14 protein-coding genes are annotated in these 17,357 nt (G+C 57.6%); 2 read left to right on the top strand and 12 right to left on the bottom strand.

The window, feature by feature from the left end; genetic code table 11:
• The first annotated feature begins 74 nt into the window (after positions 1-74).
• Positions 75-311 (top strand): hypothetical protein, encoded by a 237-nt coding sequence (locus tag AB4N74_RS02865; protein WP_007919867.1) that lies wholly within the window; start codon positions 75-77, stop codon positions 309-311.
• Positions 312-389: 78 nt separating this feature from the next.
• Here the strand turns inward: AB4N74_RS02865 and AB4N74_RS02860 are convergent, their stop codons facing one another.
• From AB4N74_RS02860 to sdhC, 12 genes are all read right to left on the bottom strand, one after another.
• Positions 390-791, bottom strand: a complete 402-nt coding sequence (locus AB4N74_RS02860) for an MAPEG family protein (protein ID WP_093439935.1) — start codon at positions 789-791, stop codon at positions 390-392.
• Positions 791-1,528: a DUF599 domain-containing protein gene (locus tag AB4N74_RS02855; protein WP_095050220.1), complete on the bottom strand. Its 738-nt coding sequence runs from the start codon at positions 1,526-1,528 to the stop codon at positions 791-793. The genes AB4N74_RS02860 and AB4N74_RS02855 overlap by 1 nt, the downstream gene beginning before the upstream one ends.
• A 195-nt stretch (positions 1,529-1,723) precedes the next feature.
• Positions 1,724-3,037: a branched-chain amino acid transport system II carrier protein gene (brnQ, locus tag AB4N74_RS02850; RefSeq protein ID WP_093439927.1), complete on the bottom strand. Its 1,314-nt coding sequence runs from the start codon at positions 3,035-3,037 to the stop codon at positions 1,724-1,726.
• 404 nt (positions 3,038-3,441) lie between these two features.
• Entirely contained in the window at positions 3,442-4,323 is an 882-nt protein-coding gene (gene sucD / locus AB4N74_RS02845) for a succinate--CoA ligase subunit alpha (RefSeq protein WP_008082972.1), read from the bottom strand.
• Complete coding sequence (gene sucC / locus AB4N74_RS02840; RefSeq protein WP_007919879.1) at positions 4,323-5,489, bottom strand: ADP-forming succinate--CoA ligase subunit beta; 1,167 nt, start codon at positions 5,487-5,489, stop codon at positions 4,323-4,325. The genes sucD and sucC overlap by 1 nt, the downstream gene beginning before the upstream one ends.
• A gap of 182 nt (positions 5,490-5,671) precedes the next feature.
• Positions 5,672-7,108 (bottom strand): dihydrolipoyl dehydrogenase, encoded by a 1,437-nt coding sequence (gene lpdA / locus AB4N74_RS02835; protein WP_007919881.1) that lies wholly within the window; start codon positions 7,106-7,108, stop codon positions 5,672-5,674.
• 94 nt (positions 7,109-7,202) lie between these two features.
• Positions 7,203-8,423: a 2-oxoglutarate dehydrogenase complex dihydrolipoyllysine-residue succinyltransferase gene (gene odhB, locus AB4N74_RS02830; RefSeq protein WP_093439922.1), complete on the bottom strand. Its 1,221-nt coding sequence runs from the start codon at positions 8,421-8,423 to the stop codon at positions 7,203-7,205.
• Between the two features lie 42 nt (positions 8,424-8,465).
• Complete coding sequence (locus AB4N74_RS02825; RefSeq protein ID WP_093439917.1) at positions 8,466-11,297, bottom strand: 2-oxoglutarate dehydrogenase E1 component; 2,832 nt, start codon at positions 11,295-11,297, stop codon at positions 8,466-8,468.
• A 251-nt stretch (positions 11,298-11,548) separates the two neighbouring features.
• Positions 11,549-12,253 (bottom strand): succinate dehydrogenase iron-sulfur subunit, encoded by a 705-nt coding sequence (locus AB4N74_RS02820; protein ID WP_093440161.1) that lies wholly within the window; start codon positions 12,251-12,253, stop codon positions 11,549-11,551.
• A gap of 11 nt (positions 12,254-12,264) precedes the next feature.
• The gene (gene sdhA / locus AB4N74_RS02815) at positions 12,265-14,037 is read right to left on the bottom strand and encodes a succinate dehydrogenase flavoprotein subunit (RefSeq protein WP_093439913.1); all 1,773 of its coding nucleotides are present in this window, start codon (positions 14,035-14,037) and stop codon (positions 12,265-12,267) included.
• 3 nt (positions 14,038-14,040) lie between these two features.
• Positions 14,041-14,409: a succinate dehydrogenase, hydrophobic membrane anchor protein gene (gene sdhD / locus AB4N74_RS02810; protein WP_003222999.1), complete on the bottom strand. Its 369-nt coding sequence runs from the start codon at positions 14,407-14,409 to the stop codon at positions 14,041-14,043.
• Positions 14,403-14,777, bottom strand: coding sequence for a succinate dehydrogenase, cytochrome b556 subunit (sdhC, locus tag AB4N74_RS02805; RefSeq protein WP_016773673.1), 375 nt, complete (start codon positions 14,775-14,777; stop codon positions 14,403-14,405). The genes sdhD and sdhC overlap by 7 nt, the downstream gene beginning before the upstream one ends.
• 363 nt (positions 14,778-15,140) lie before the next feature.
• Here sdhC and gltA point away from each other — a divergent pair, with 363 nt between their 5' ends.
• The gene (gltA, locus tag AB4N74_RS02800; protein WP_039763648.1) at positions 15,141-16,430 is read left to right on the top strand and encodes a citrate synthase; all 1,290 of its coding nucleotides are present in this window, start codon (positions 15,141-15,143) and stop codon (positions 16,428-16,430) included.
• The last annotated feature ends 927 nt before the right edge of the window (positions 16,431-17,357 follow it).

The following is a 17,357-nucleotide window of genomic DNA, read 5'->3' as shown; positions in this document are numbered from 1 at the left end:
AAGAAATGAGGAACTTAACCTGTAGCGCCGAGTTCTTAAGGCCAGTAGTTATTTTCCATAAGGAGAAACACCCCATGCGTAAGACTTTTGCTATTGCCTTGATGTTGACCGCTTCCCTCGGTCTCGCTGCCTGCGATAAAAAATCCGAGGACAAAGCTCAAGATGCCAACCAACATGCTGAACAAGCTCAGCAGGACATGAACAAAGCTCAGGATAAAGTGAACGACGCTGCGAAAGAAAACGCCGAAGCTGCCAAAGCTCAGGCTGAATCGAACGCTGCTGCACAAGAAGAAGCTGCCAAGAAGCAATAATTCGCTTTTTGCTGCAGAAAAAAGAAAACCCGCCAAGTGCGGGTTTTCTTTTGTCTGGGAATTAACGCCAGAGCCGCCTTAGAGCAAGACAGTTCTAAAAGTCGGACTAATCATTAGCAACAGCGAACACAATACGCCAACTATCCAGGCCAGACTGCGCAGCTTGGGAAGATCGGCCAGGTAGAACCACAAGTAGAAGAGTCGCGCGATCACGAAGACTATCGCTAATGTGTCGATCAACCATCCTGCCGTTTGCGTGGTGTGCGCCATCAACACACCGACTGCGAACAACATGAACGCTTCGATGCTGTTCTGATGCGCCGCCAGCGCCCTCGCGCCGTAACCGGTCAGTTGCGCCTGTTGCTGACGCGGCAGGTGATTGTTGTAACCACCCTGCTCTTTCATCGCTTTGCCTACCGGCATACGCGCGATATAGATCAACAGCGCACTGATAAACACACACCAGAACGGAATACTCATCAAGCGACCTCTCTGTTTGTTTCGGGAAGGGGGGCTTCTGTAGGGGTATAGACCATGACATCGAGAACGTCGGAATGAAACTCCCGGCGATACAGAACCACCACGACGCCGGCACTCATCAGCATGAACAGCCATGGACTGACAAACCAGGCCAGCATGCTCATGCCGAAGTAGTAGGAACGCAAGCCGAAGTTGAACTGGTTGGCAGCCATCGAAATCACTCGCGCCGCCCGTAAGGCGAAGGCTTTACGCTCCTGCTCCGACACCTGCCGCTCGCCAATCATCGGCGCCGACCCCACCAGAACGGCGGCAAAGTTGTACTGGCGCATACACCAGCTAAAGGTGAAAAAGGCGTAAACGAACACCATCGCCAGACACAGCAACTTGATCTCCGACATGCCCTGCGACGCCTGTTGCACCATCGGGATGTCCGCCAGCAACGAAACCGCCCGCTCTGACGCGCCAAGCACGGTGAGAATGCCGGCGAGAATAATCAATGTGCTTGAGGCGAAGAACGAGGCGTTGCGTTCAAGATTGCCAATCACGCTGGCGTCGGCGATGCGGTTGTCGCGCAGCAACATACGGCGCATCCAGTCCTCGCGGTACAGGTGCAGCACACTGGCCAGACATGCTGTGTCGCGGGCTTTCCAGCCGGCATAACGGGTGTAACCGCCCCAGCAGATGACAAACCAGACGGCGGCGAGCAGGTGGATCAGGTTGGCTTGGATGAACGACATGCAATTCCCTGTGGAGTATGGATGCTACCTGTGGGAGCGAGGCTGCTCGCTCCCACATTAGGACTTCGGCAACCCTTCGACGTTAGCCTAGGGAAAAAGACACTGCCTGAGGCGCATAAAAAATGCCCCGTATCGATTGATACGGGGCATTTCTGTTTAAGCGTTGAAGACCCGCTTTTGGCGGGTCAGACAACATCAGGCAACCGCTTCGCTGCGCTTGCCCAGCATACGATCGCAAACCACTGCGACCACCAGGGTCATCACACAGGGCACCAGCCATGCCAAACCCTGCTCGCTCAGCGGCAGGTGGGACAACTGCGATGGCATCCAGTCGGCCAGACCGGCGCCTTTCAGCGCGTCGATGGTGCCGAACACGAACGATACCAACATCACCGGACCAAGAATCCGGCCGTGCTCATGCCAGAAGTCTTTGCAGAAGCTCAGCGCCACCAGCACGATGCACGGCGGATAGATTGCGGTCAGCACCGGAATCGAGAACGCAATCAGCTTGGTCAGGCCCAGGTTGGACACCAGCAGCGAGAACGCCGCCAGAATGATCACCAGGGTCTTGTAGGACAGTGGCAGCACACGGCTGAAGTACTCAGCGCAAGCACAGGTCAGGCCGACCGCTGTCACCAGGCACGCCAGCGAGATCAGCACCGCGAGGAAACCGCTGCCCAGCGAACCGAAGGTGTGTTGCACATAGGCGTGCAATACCGCGGCGCCGTTGGTCGCGCCCACCGCCACTTCGTGGCTGCCGGAACCGAGGCGGAACAGGCTGACATACACCAGCGCCAGACCGACACCGGCAATCAGCCCGGCGATGATCGCGTAACGGGTGATCAGCGCGGGCGACTCGACGCCACGGGAGCGGATCGCGTTAACGATGACGATGCCGAACACCAGCGCCCCCAGGGTATCCATGGTCAGGTAACCATTGATGAACCCTTGGGAGAACGGTGCAGCCACGTATTCGGGCGTACCTTGGCCGATGTCACCCGCCGGCAAGGCGAATGCGGCGATACCGAGCACCGCCAGTGCGATGATCTTCAGCGGCGCGAGGAAACGGCCAACCGTGTCCAGCAACCGCCCAGGGTAAAGCGAGATGAAGAACACCAGCAGGAAGTACACCGAGCTGTAGAGGAACAGTGCCAACGGGCTTTCGCCAGTGAGCGGCGCCAGACCGACTTCAAACGATACGGTTGCGGTACGCGGGGTGGCGAACAACGGGCCGACCGCCAGGTAGCACGCCGCCGCCAGAATGCCGCCGGCAATCTTGCCGATCGGGCTGCTCAGCGTATCCATCGCCCCACCGACCTTGGCCAGTGCAACGACGGTGATCACCGGCAGACCCACCGCAGTGATCAGGAAGCCCAGCGCGGCCATCCAGACGTGAGGTCCGGCCTGCAAGCCCACGATCGGCGGGAAGATGATGTTGCCAGCCCCAACGAACAGGGCAAATGTCATAAAGCCAAGTGCCAGGATGTCCTGACCTTTCAAAACTTTCATTAAGGTAATACCACACTACTGAAATCGGAATTTAGAGGGGGATTGCCCTGTGTAATTAGGGAAATGCTGTCGATCCGTATGGGACTGACCCTTAAAGCGCGTTGCATGCCTTGTGGGCGGCAGACGCAAAAATGGCTGCTAGCCTAACGAATTTGTCGTGCGAACGCACTGTTAGAGGGCGAACTATCCGATACGCGACGTTTCCGTGTCGCGTTTTTGCATGTAATTGGGTAGATGTCTATAAATCGCCTTCGCGAGCAAGCTCGCTCCCACTTGGGAATGCGTACAAATGTGGGAGCGAGCTTGCTCGCGAAAGCGATATCACTGATGACGCAGGTGCCAGAAACGACAAAGGCCACCCGAAGGTGGCCTTTGTTTGGTAAAGCGTCAGTTAAGCGCGAGGCTTACTTGACAGCCCAACCAGTCAGCTCGGCCAGGGCCTTGCCGATGTCTGCCAGCGAACGCACGGTTTTCACGCCTGCGTCTTGCAGTGCAGCGAATTTCTCGTCTGCAGTGCCTTTGCCGCCAGAGATGATTGCGCCAGCATGGCCCATGCGCTTGCCCGGAGGAGCAGTCACACCAGCGATGTAGGAAACAACCGGCTTGGTCACGTGTGCCTTGATGTAGGCAGCCGCTTCTTCTTCAGCCGAACCACCGATCTCACCGATCATGACGATCGCTTCGGTCTTCGGGTCTTCCTGGAACAGCTTCAGGATGTCGATGAAGTTCGAACCCGGGATCGGGTCACCACCGATGCCGACGCAAGTCGACTGACCGAAACCGGCGTCAGTAGTCTGCTTAACAGCTTCGTAGGTCAGGGTGCCGGAACGCGAAACGATACCGACCTTGCCTGGCAAGTGAATGTGACCTGGCATGATGCCGATCTTGCATTCGCCTGGGGTGATCACGCCTGGGCAGTTAGGGCCGATCAGGACTACGCCCAGCTCGTCGCACTTAACTTTAGCGTCCAGCATGTCCAGGGTAGGAATGCCTTCGGTGATGCAGACGATCAGCTTGATGCCGCCGAATGCCGCTTCCAGGATCGAGTCTTTGCAGAAAGGAGCCGGAACGTAGATCACGCTGGCGGTAGCGCCAGTGGCTTCTACTGCGTCTTTAACGGTGTTGAACACTGGCAGACCCAGGTGTTCGGTGCCGCCTTTACCAGGAGTAACGCCACCCACCATTTTGGTGCCGTATTCGATGGCTTGCTGGGTGTGGAAACTACCTTGCGAACCGGTAATACCCTGGCAGATAACTTTGGTGTCTTTATTGATCAGGACGCTCATTATTTGCCCTCCGCAGCTTTGACAACTTGTTGAGCAGCGTCGGTCAGGCTGGTAGCAGCGATGATGTTCAAACCGCTTTCTGCCAGTACTTTAGCGCCCAGCTCAGCGTTGTTGCCTTCAAGGCGAACAACAACCGGGATTTTCACGCCGACTTCTTTCACAGCGCCGATGATGCCTTCGGCAATCATGTCGCAGCGAACGATGCCGCCGAAGATGTTGACCAGTACTGCAGCGACGTTGGTGTCGGACAGAATGATCTTGAACGCTTCAGTTACGCGTTCTTTGGTAGCGCCACCACCTACGTCGAGGAAGTTGGCTGGCTTGCCGCCATGCAGGTTGACGATGTCCATGGTACCCATGGCCAGGCCAGCACCGTTGACCATGCAACCGATGTTGCCTTCCAGTGCTACGTAGTTCAGTTCGAACTTGGCAGCGTGCGCTTCGCGCGGATCGTCTTGCGACGGATCGTGGAAAGTCTTCAGCTTAGGCTGACGGTACATGGCGTTGGCGTCGATGTTGATCTTGGCGTCCAGGCAGTGCAGATCGCCGTCAGCCTTGATCACCAGCGGGTTCACTTCCAGCAGAGCCAGGTCGTGATCCTTGAACAGTTTGGCCAGACCTACGAAGATCTTGGCGAACTGAGCAACCTGCTTGCCTTCCAGACCCAACTGGAATGCCAGCTCGCGACCCTGGAATGGCTGAGCGCCAACCAGTGGATCGATAGTGGCCTTGAGAATTTTTTCTGGAGTGTCGTGAGCGATTTTCTCGATGTCCACGCCACCTTCGGTGGAAGCCATGAACACGATGCGACGGCTCGAACGGTCAACGACAGCGCCCAGGTACAGCTCTTTAGCGATATCAGTGCACGATTCAACCAGGATCTTGGTGACTGGCTGGCCATTGGCATCAGTCTGGTAAGTCACCAGACGCTTGCCCAGCCACTGCTGTGCGAAGGCTTTGGCGTCTTCTTTGCTGCGAACCAGCTTGACGCCGCCCGCTTTACCGCGACCACCGGCGTGGACCTGGGCTTTGACAACCCACTCGCTGCCGCCGATTTTGTCGCAAGCTTCTGCTGCTGCTTCCGGGGTGTCTACTGCGTAACCAGTGGAAACTGGCAGGCCGTATTCAGCGAACAGCTGCTTACCCTGATACTCGTGAAGATTCATGCTTTTTACCGTCTTCGTTAGGTACTGCGCATTCGGCGCTGCGCTCGTTTGAGTGCCGCGCCACCTGTGACTGCTGCTTGCGTAGCTGAGCTACGCAAGACTGCGTCCAGCGGACATTCCGCGGTGAGACTTGCTCGCAAGGCTCACGACGGGCCGTTACCGCCGTGGTTTCTTATTGTGTCTTAACGCTTCTTGCGGTTGGCAATGTGGATGGCACCGCCATTCACAGCCAGAGCAGCTTCGTGCAAGGCTTCAGACAGGGTCGGATGGGAGAAAACCATCATGCCCAGGTCTTCAGCGCTGGTGCCGAATTCCATACCGATCGCGCCCTGCTGAACCAGTTCCGCAGCGCTCGGGCCAATCACGTGCACGCCCAATACGCGGTCAGTCTTGGCATCAGCGATGACCTTGACGAAACCACCGGTATCGTTGGCGGCCATGGCACGGCCGGAAGCGGCGAACGGGAAGGTGCCGACGTTAACTTCAACGCCTTCAGCTTTCAAGGCCTGCTCGGTTTTGCCAACCCACGCGATTTCCGGGTGAGTATAAATAACCGAAGGGATCAGGTCATAGTTCATCTGGGCTTTGTGGCCCTTGATGCGCTCGACAACCATGATGCCTTCTTCCGAAGCTTTGTGAGCCAGCATCATGCCGCGAACCACGTCACCGATGGCGAAAACGCCCGGTACGGTGGTCGCGCAGTGATCGTCAACGTGCACGAAACCGCGCTCGTCGAGGGTCACGCCACTGTCGGCAGCCAGCAGATCAGTGGTCACCGGACGGCGACCAACGGCTACGATCAGCTTGTCGAAAGTGATGGTCTGTTCGCCGTTGGCATCGGTGTAGTTCACAACGACTTCGTCGCCGTTCACTTTCGAGCCGGTTACGCGAGCGCCCAGTTTGATGTCCAGACCTTGTTTGGTCAGGGTTTTCAGCGCTTCCTTGGAAACAGCGGTGTCCGCTGCCATCAGGAAGGTGTCCAGTGCTTCCAGAACAACGACTTCGGAGCCCAGACGCGACCAGACCGAACCCAGTTCCAGACCGATCACGCCAGCGCCGATCACGCCCAGACGCTTAGGTACGGACTGGAATTCCAGAGCGCCAGTCGAATCAACGATGACTTTCTGATCAACCGGAGCCGGTGGAATGTCGATCGGACGCGAGCCTGGAGCCAGAATGACGTTTTCAGCTTCGATGACTTCAACCGAGCCGTCTGGCTTGGTGACTTCGACTTTCTTGCCAGCCAGCAGTTTGCCGTGGCCCTGGATCGAAGTAACGCCGTTGGCCTTGAACAGGGTGGCAACGCCGCCGGTCAGGTTCTTGACGATGCCAGCCTTGCGGCCAACCATCGCAGCGACGTCCATTTTGACCTCGCCGGTCGAGATACCGTGAACGTTGAAGCTTTCTTTCGCTTCCTTGTATTTCCAGGAACTGTCGAGCAGCGCCTTGGAAGGAATGCAGCCCACGTTCAGGCAGGTGCCGCCCAGGGCTTGCTTGCCTTCTGCGTCGGTGTACTTCTCGATGCAGGCAGTGGTCAGACCCAGCTGCGCCGCCTTGATGGCAGCCACGTAGCCACCAGGGCCAGCACCGATCACTACTACGTCAAATTTCTGCGACATTCAAAAAATCCTCTTTAGCGAAAAGCTTCAAGCCGCGCGCTGCAGGCTGTACCGCCGTTTCCGGCGATACCCCCACAGCCCGCGACTGCTTCTATCAGATATCCAGCAACAGACGAGCCGGATCTTCCAGCAGGTTCTTGATGGTCACCAGGAAGGTCACAGCTTCTTTGCCATCGATCAGACGGTGATCGTAGGACAGTGCCAGGTACATCATCGGACGGATAACGACCTGACCGTTGATGGCCATAGGACGCTGGATGATGTTGTGCATGCCCAGAATCGCTGCCTGCGGCGGGTTGACGATCGGGGTCGACATCATCGAACCGAAGGTACCACCGTTGGTGATGGTGAAGGTACCACCGGTCATCTCGTCCATCGACAGTTTGCCGTCACGGGCTTTCTTGCCGAAGGTGGCGATGCCGCCTTCGATTTCAGCCAGGCTCATCAGTTCGGCGTTACGCAGAACCGGAACCACCAGACCGCGATCGCTGGAAACGGCAACGCCGATGTCCGCGTAGCCGTGGTAAACGATGTCGCCGCCGTCGATCGACGCGTTGACAGCCGGGAAGCGTTTCAGCGCTTCGGTGGCCGCTTTCACGAAGAACGACATGAAGCCCAGGCGTACGCCGTTGTGGGACTTCTCGAACAGATCCTTGTACTTCGAACGCAGGGCCATGACTTCAGTCATGTCGACTTCGTTGAAAGTGGTCAGCATCGCCATGTTCGACTGTGCTTCAACCAGACGCTTGGCCACGGTGGCACGAACGCGGGTCATCGGTACGCGCTTCTCGATGCGGTCGCCAGCGGCGAACACAGGAGCAGCAGCCGAAGGAGCAGCAGCCTTGGCAGGTGCGGCAGCCGGAGCAGCTTTCTTGGCAGCAACAGCAGCAACCACGTCTTCCTTGGTCACACGACCGCCCTTGCCGGTGCCGGCAACGGAAGCGATGTTGATGCCGTTTTCTTCAGCCAGCTTGCGAGCAGCCGGTGCAGCAACAGGATCGTCTTCGCCTTCGGCGGCAGCCGGTGCAGCGGCAGCAGCGGCCGGAGTAGCAGCGGCTGGGGCAGCGGCAGCAGCGCCGCCCGCTTCGATGGAGCCCAGCACTTCGTCGGACAGAACGGTGTCGCCTTCGTTCTTGACGATTGCGCCCAGCACGCCATCAGCGGTAGCCAGAACTTCCAGTACGACTTTGTCGGTTTCGATGTCGACGATCAGGTCGTCGCGCTTGACAGCGTCGCCCGGTTGTTTGTGCCAGGTGGCAACGGTGCCATCGGCAACCGATTCCGGGAAAGTGGGGGCTTTGATCTCGATAGCCATTATCTGTGGTTCCTTAAATTCGGTTTCAGGTGCGCGAAGGCGTTAAATGGTAAACGCGTCTTGCAGGAGTTTTTCCTGCTGCTCGGCGTGCATCGATGCGTAACCACAAGCTGGGGCAGCAGAAGCCTCACGGCCCGCGTACTCAAGTACGAGAGACTTGTCGAGGTTCCCGATGCTGCGACGCAAGTGGTGCTGGCTGCAGTACCAGGCGCCCTGGTTCATCGGCTCTTCCTGACACCAAACGGCATTTTTGACGTTGGTGTATGGAGCCAGGACTTCTTTCAAGTCGTCCTCAGGGAATGGATACAGCTGCTCGATACGCACGATGGCGATATCTTCACGGCCTTCGGCACGGCGTTTTTCCAGCAGGTCGTAGTAGACCTTGCCGCTACACAGAACAACGCGCTCGACCTTTTTCGGGTCCAGAGCATCGATTTCCGGGATCACGGTCTGGAACGAACCTTCGGCCAGATCTTCCAGGGTCGAGATGGCCAGCTTGTGGCGCAGCAGCGACTTCGGCGTCAGCACGATCAACGGCTTGCGCAGCGGACGAATCACCTGACGACGCAGCAAGTGGTAGATCTGTGCTGGCGTAGTCGGTACGGCAACCTGAATGTTGTGCTCGGCGCACAATTGCAGGTAACGCTCAAGACGTGCCGAGCTGTGCTCAGGGCCCTGACCTTCGTAACCGTGTGGCAGCAACATGGTCAGACCGCAGAGACGGCCCCACTTGTGCTCGCCGCTGGTGATGAACTGGTCGATTACAACCTGTGCACCGTTGGCGAAGTCGCCGAACTGGGCTTCCCAGATCACCAGCGCATCCGGCGTGGTGGTCGAGTAACCGTATTCGAACGCCAGTACCGCTTCTTCCGACAGGAACGAGTCGTACAGGTCAAAGCGTGGCTGACCGTCGTACAGGTGCTGCAGCGGAATGTAGGTACCCGCGTCTTTCTGGTTGTGCAGCACAGCGTGACGGTGCGAGAACGTACCGCGGCCGATGTCCTGACCGGTCATACGGATCGGGTGACCTTCGAACGCCAGGGTCGCGTACGCCATGGTTTCGGCGTAACCCCAGTTGATCGGCAGGCCGCCGGCTTGCATCTTCTGACGGTCTTCGTAGATCTTCGAGACCTGACGCTGAACCACGAAGCCTTCCGGAATTTCCAGCAGCTTGGCGGACAGTTCTTGCAGGGTCTTCAGATCAAAGCGAGTGTCGTGACGCGCAGTCCAGGCATGGCCCAGATAAGGACGCCAGTCCACGAACAGCTCTTTGTTCGGCTCTTTGACCAGCGATTTCACTACGTGCAGGCCGTTGTCCAGCGCGTTGCGGTATTCATCGACTTTCGCCTGAACACGCTCTGCGTCCAGCACACCGCCCTGGGTCAGACGATCAGCGTACAGCTCACGGGTGGTGCGCTGTTTGGTGATCTGCTGATACATCAGAGGCTGGGTGCCGCTAGGCTCGTCAGCTTCGTTGTGGCCGCGACGACGGTAGCAGACCAGGTCGATCACCACGTCACGCTTGAACTGCATGCGGTAGTCGATGGCCAGCTGGGTCACGAACAATACGGCTTCCGGATCATCACCATTCACATGGAGGATCGGCGCCTGGATCATCTTCGCGACGTCGGTGGCGTACTCGGTGGAGCGCGAGTCCAGCGGGTTGCTGATGGTGAAACCGACCTGGTTGTTGATCACGATGTGCACGGTACCGCCGGTCTTGAAACCGCGGGTCTGCGACATCTGGAAGGTTTCCATGACCACGCCCTGACCTGCGAATGCAGCGTCACCGTGGATGGAGATCGGCAGAACCTTCTCGCCAGTGGCGTCATTACGACGATCCTGACGGGCGCGCACCGAACCTTCGACCACCGGGGAAACGATTTCCAGGTGGGACGGGTTGAACGCCATGGCCAGGTGAACTTCACCGCCGGCGGTCATCACGTTGGACGAGAAGCCCTGGTGATACTTAACGTCACCGGAACCCAGCTCGACCTTCTTCTTGCCTTCGAACTCGTCGAACAGCTCGCGCGGGTTCTTGCCGAAGGTGTTGACCAGCACGTTCAGACGGCCACGGTGGGCCATGCCGATGACGACTTCCTTGGTGCCGTAGGAACCGGAACGCTGGATCAGTTCGTCGAGCATCGGAATCAGGCTTTCGCCGCCTTCCAGACCGAAACGCTTGGTGCCCGGGTATTTGGTGCCCAGGTATTTTTCCAGGCCTTCACCGGCGGTTACGCGCTCAAGCAGGTGGCTCTTGATGTCGGCGGAGTACGTCGGACGACCACGCACGCTTTCCAGACGCTGCTGGAACCACTGGCGCTGCTCGGAATCGGTGATGTGCGTAAATTCAGCGCCGATGGTGCGGCAATATGTCTGCTGCAACGCTTCGTGAATTTCGCGTAGGCTCGCTTCCTCTTTGCCGATGAACAGGTCGCCGGCACGGAAGGTCGTATCAAGATCGGCATTGGTCAAGCCGTAATGATTGATCGACAGGTCTGCAGGTGCAGGACGCTGCCACAGCCCCAGCGGGTCAAGCTGGGCTGCCTGGTGGCCACGCATACGGTAGGCCTGGATCAATCGCAACACTTCAACTTGCTTCTTCTCGTGCTCACTGCTCACGCTGCCGGCGGAAACCGGTTGGGCGCGGCGCTGGTTCTTTGCCAGCAGCACGAAATGATCGCGAATCGTGGAGTGCGAAACATCAGTGGCAGAGTTGCCGTCGGCAGGCAACTTCTGAAAGTAGGTGCGCCACTCTTCTGGCACAGCGTTAGGGTCGTGCAGGTAGAGCTCATAAAGCTCTTCCACATAGGCAGCGTTTCCACCTGAAAGGTAGGCGCTGTTCCACATGCGCTGCATCACGCTTTCTTGCATGCTTGGTCACCCTCGGTTAGGGGAACACCATCGATGTCGACACCGAGCAAACTTGCAGAAGTCCGAATGCAGCGACTAAAACAAGCCACTTAGGATCACACTGATAGTCCGGGTACCAGCCCGGATGCCCCTGCTTGTCTCATTTCTTCAAAATAAGAGCGGCAGCTTGTGGCTACTGCTCTGGTTATAGCCATGACGCGGGTTGAAGCCCGCGCCACAGCCTCTACGGTGCAGCGGTTACAGCAGCTGAATCACACGCCGCTCGAAAGCAGCATGTTACGGATGTGACCGATGGCCTTAGTCGGGTTCAGGCCTTTCGGACATACGTTGACGCAGTTCATGATGCCCCGGCAGCGGAAGACGCTGAACGGGTCATCGAGCGAAGCCAGACGCTCGGATGTCTTGGTGTCACGGCTGTCTGCCAGGAAGCGATAGGCTTGCAGCAGCGCAGCTGGACCCAGGAACTTGTCCGGGTTCCACCAGAAGGACGGGCAAGAGGTCGAGCAGCAAGCGCACAGGATGCACTCGTACAGACCGTCGAGTTTTTCACGCTCTTCTGGCGACTGCAGACGCTCGATGGCCGGAGCCGGCGTGTCGTTCTGCAGGTAAGGCTTCACCTTCTCGTATTGCTTGTAGAAGATGCTCATATCGACGACCAGGTCACGGATAACCGGCAAACCTGGCAGCGGACGAACGATCAGCTTGTTACCTTTTACAACGGCGGACAGCGGCGTGATGCACGCCAGACCGTTTTTACCGTTGATGTTCATGCCGTCGGAGCCGCAGACGCCTTCACGGCAAGAGCGACGATAGGAGAAACCCTCGTCCTGCTCTTTGATCAGAGCCAGCACGTCCAGCACCATCAGGTCTTTACCACCGGTATCGACCTGGAATTCCTGCATGAACGGCGCAGCGTCCTGATCAGGGTTGTAGCGATAAACACTGACATTCAACATGGCGGTCACCCTTAATAAGTCCGGACTTTAGGTTCGAAAGTCGGAACAGTCTTCGGCGAGAAGTTCACGGCACGCTTGGTGACGCGCTTGTCACCCGGGAAGTACAGGGTGTGGCACAGCCAGTTTTCGTCATCACGATCTTCAAAGTCTTCACGGGCGTGAGCACCGCGGGACTCTTTACGTACTTCGGCCGCGATGGCGGTAGCTTCAGCCACTTCCAGCAGGTTTTGCAGTTCCAGCGCTTCGATACGTGCAGTGTTGAACGCCTGCGACTTATCGTTGATCTTCACGTTGGCGATACGCTTGCGCAGATCGGCCAGCTGAGCAATACCCTTCTGCATGTATTCGCCAGTACGGAATACACCGAAGTAGTTCTGCATGCAGCTCTGCAGCTCGCGACGCAGGGTAGCGACGTCTTCGCCGTCAGTACGGTTGTTCAGTGCGTTCAGGCGCGACAGGGCAGCTTCGATGTCGGCTTCGGTAGCGTCGTCGTATTCGATGCCGTCGGTCAGGGCTTTTTCCAGGTGCAGGCCGGCAGCGCGGCCGAATACCACCAGGTCGAGCAGCGAGTTGCCGCCCAGACGGTTGGCACCGTGAACCGATACGCAAGCCACTTCACCTACCGCGAACAGACCAGGAATGATCTGATCCACGCCATCGGCGTTCTGGGTGATCGCCTGACCATGGATGTTGGTGGCAACGCCGCCCATCATATAGTGGCAAGTCGGAACAACCGGAACCGGCGCAACAACCGGGTCAACGTGGGCGAAAGTCTTCGACAGTTCGCAGATGCCTGGCAGACGGCTGTGCAGCACTTCCTCGCCCAGGTGGTCGAGCTTGAGCATCACGTGGTCGCCATTCGGACCGCAACCGTTGCCAGCGATGATTTCTTTAACCATCGAGCGAGCAACCACGTCACGACCGGCAAGGTCTTTGGCGTTCGGAGCATAACGCTCCATGAAACGCTCGCCGTGCTTGTTGATCAGGTAACCACCTTCACCACGGCAACCTTCTGTAACCAGTACACCGGCACCGGCGATGCCGGTCGGGTGGAACTGCCACATTTCGATGTCTTGTACCGGTACGCCAGCACGCAGAGCCATGCCGACGCCGTCACCGGTGTTGATCAGGGCGTTGGTGGTGGAAGCGTAGATACGACCTGCACCGCCGGTAGCCAATACGGTGGCTTTGGCGCGGATGTAGGAAGTTTCGCCAGTTTCGATGCAGATCGCGATCACACCGACGAAATCGCCTTCCTGGTTTTTCACCAGGTCGACAGCGTAGTACTCGTTCAGGAACGTGGTACCGGCTTTCAGGTTGCCCTGATAAAGGGTGTGCAGCAGGGCGTGACCGGTACGGTCGGAAGCTGCGCAAGTACGCGCAGCCTGGCCGCCTTTACCGTAGTCCTTGGACTGACCACCGAACGGACGCTGGTAGATACGGCCTTGCTCGGTACGCGAGAACGGCAGACCCATGTGGTCCAGCTCGAAAACCGCGGCCGGGCCTTCCTGACACATGTATTCGATAGCGTCCTGGTCACCGATGTAGTCGGAGCCCTTGACGGTATCGTACATGTGCCAGCGCCAGTCATCGTTCGGGTCAGCAGACGCGATCGCGCACGTGATGCCGCCCTGAGCGGATACAGTGTGCGAACGGGTCGGGAAAACCTTGGTGATCACGGCAGTCTTGTGACCGCCCTGTGCCAGTTGCAGCGCAGCGCGCATGCCGGCACCGCCACCACCAATAATGATGGCGTCGAAAGAAATCGTTGGAATGTTAGCCATGACTCAGATACCCCAGAGAATCTGCACACCCCAGACGAAGTAAGCGAACATCGCAACGCCGCATACTGCCTGGAAAAGGAAACGTATCGCCGTTGCGGACTTGCCGAACGCCATCGGCGTCAGGTAGTCAGTCGCGATGGTCCACATGCCGACCCAGGCGTGAGCGCCGAGAGCAACAAGGGCCAGGAGGCTGAAAATACGCATCCCGTTGTGGGCGAACAGTTCATGCCACTGGGCATACTCGAGGCCAGGGTGGGCCACGACGTATCCGATCAGAAAGATGAAGTAAGCCGCGAGAACGACCGCAGACACACGTTGCGCCATCCAGTCATAGAGGCCCGAACGCGACAGGTTCGTGACGTTAGTTACCATATCCAAACTCCTGCCAGAACGATTACCACCACGGAAACGGCGATAACGATTTTCGAGCCCAGCTTGCCGCCTTCCAGCGTCTCACCGATGCCCATGTCCATGATCAAATGGCGCACACCGGCTACCAGGTGATACAGCAGAGCGGACAGGATGCCCCAAATCACTAGCTTGGCTAGCGGACTGGTCAGACACGCTTTCACCTGACCGAAGCCTTCCTCGGAGCTGAGCGACTTGTCCAATGCATAAAGCATGATGGCAAGGCACACGAAGAGGATGACACCGGAGATACGGTGAAGAATGGACGTGTAAGCAGTGACTGGGAGTTTGATGGTCCTTAGGTCTAGGTTTACAGGTCGTTGGCTTTTCACGGCTTTTTTTTCACACTGAAGAGCCCCTAACAATCAGGGCAAAGTTGTTGGGGAGTGCACTGGTCAGGTAACCACCACCCAGGGATGCGACCCCCAATGAAAGCAAGCCCAAAAGCCCTTGGCGGTCGGTGGCCGAGTATAGACAGTTAGGCTACTAATGACAACGCAATCACCTACCCCAAATAGCTGATTGCACAAGTCGTATAAAAGGCGTAAATGGCAGTCAATTTCGAGGAAAAAGTGCGCTTAAAGCCTTCTGGAGCAAGACTTTAGGCAAATTGACATTCGAATTTATCTCACTATAGTGGTGCGGGCCCTGCGTGGGGGGTCTGTCTGATGGTTCAAGCATAAATAGGAGGCCACATGGCTGACAAAAAAGCGCAGTTGATCATCGAGGGCGCAGCCCCCGTCGAGCTGCCCATTTTAACCGGCACCGTTGGTCCCGATGTAATCGATGTTCGGGGCCTGACGGCCACGGGCCGCTTCACTTTCGACCCAGGCTTCATGTCGACCGCCTCGTGCGAGTCGAAGATCACCTATATCGACGGCGACAACGGCATTCTGTTGCACCGCGGCTACCCGATCGAACAACTGGCTGAAAAGTCGGACTACCTGGAAACCTGCTACCTGCTGCTCAACGGCGAACTGCCGACCGCAGAACAGAAGGCCCAGTTCGTCAGCACCGTGAAAAACCACACGATGGTTCACGAGCAGTTGAAAACCTTCTTCAACGGTTTCCGTCGCGACGCCCACCCGATGGCCGTCATGTGCGGTGTAGTCGGCGCCCTCTCGGCCTTCTACCACGACTCCCTGGACATCAATAACCCGCAGCATCGCGAAATTTCCGCGATCCGTCTGGTTGCCAAGATGCCGACCCTGGCAGCGATGGTTTACAAGTACTCCATGGGCCAGCCCATGATGTACCCGCGCAACGACCTGACGTACGCGGAAAACTTCCTGCACATGATGTTCAACACCCCGTGCGAGATCAAACCGATCAGCCCGGTGCTCGCCAAGGCCATGGACCGGATCTTCATCCTCCACGCCGACCACGAGCAGAACGCTTCGACCTCCACCGTGCGTCTGGCAGGTTCTTCGGGTGCCAACCCGTTCGCTTGTATCGCCGCCGGTATCGCCGCACTGTGGGGCCCTGCCCACGGCGGTGCGAACGAAGCCGTATTGACCATGCTTGACGAGATTGGCGATGTTTCGAACATCGACAAGTTCATCGCCAAGGCCAAGGATAAGAACGATTCGTTCAAACTGATGGGCTTCGGTCACCGCGTTTACAAGAACCGCGACCCTCGCGCGACTGTGATGAAACAGACCTGCGACGAAGTGCTGAAGGAACTGGGCATCAACAACGATCCGCAACTCGAACTGGCCATGCGCCTGGAAGAGATCGCGCTGACCGACCCGTACTTCATCGAACGCTCGCTGTACCCGAACGTCGACTTCTACTCGGGGATCATCCTCAAGGCGATCGGCATTCCGACCAGCATGTTCACCGTGATTTTCGCGCTGGCACGTACTGTTGGCTGGATCTCCCACTGGAAAGAAATGCTCTCCAGCCCGTACAAGATTGGCCGTCCGCGCCAGTTGTACACCGGCTACGAGTCGCGTGACATTACCAAGCTGGAAGACCGCAAATAAGATTTGTCTTGCGATAACGTCTTAAGTTGTATCGGGAACGGCCTCTATTTATATAGGGGCCGTTTTTGTTTGTCTGGGATTTGGGGCTTTGGGATTGGGATTGGGATTGGGGGCATATCCGTTGCTGCGGGTGTTGCCGCTGGCGGTTTCGCTCTTACAGCGAGTCCCTTTTTCAAACGCCAAAAAGGAACCAAAAGGCCTTGCCCCGGCGTACGGCACTTCGCTGAGGCTCAGTGTTCCCTCGCTACGGTGGGGCAAAAGATCAAAAACCAAAGCCAAAGCCAAAGCAAGATCACAAGCCAGATCAAGAGCCCCTCACCCTAGCCCTCTCCCGGAGGGAGAGGGGACTGACCGAGGTGTTTGGGAGAGGTACGCCGACGTGCAATACCGCGTTGAACTCAGGCTCTGAAAAGCAAACGAATCGGCCCATCACCCTCCCCGAGAGAGAGGGGACTAACTGAGGTATTTGAGAGAGCTACGCCGACTTGCGATACCCCGTTGAACTCAGGCTCTAAAAAGCAAACAAATCAGCCCCATTTCCTTCCACTACCGGAGGGAGAGGTGACTGATTGAGGTGTTTGGGAAAGCTTTGCCGACGTGCGATACCGCGTCGAACTTAGATTCTGAAAAGCCCACAAATTGGCTCCCTCTCCCTCGGGAGAGGGCTGGGGGTGAGGGGCGAATCCAACACAAAACCACAGCCGACCGCGCTGTGCTCTTCACCACTCAACAGGATGAGCGTTAGCTCGGCTGCAGCTCTTGATCTGTAAGGCGACGTCGGAAGGCTGAGTGGAGGGATTGATCCGGGCGTGGGAGCGTAGCGACCGTTTGGCGCAGCCAAACACAGCGAGAGGAGGTGCAGCGAAGCAAACCGTAGGCGCTGCGCCCGGATCGATCCCGCAGCGAAGGAACCCCGAGCCCCGGCGA

This window comes from Pseudomonas sp. H3_C08 (assembly GCF_054669455.1).
The sequence above is the reverse complement of the archived record's forward strand: the minus strand, read 5'-3'. Positions and strand labels throughout refer to the sequence as shown.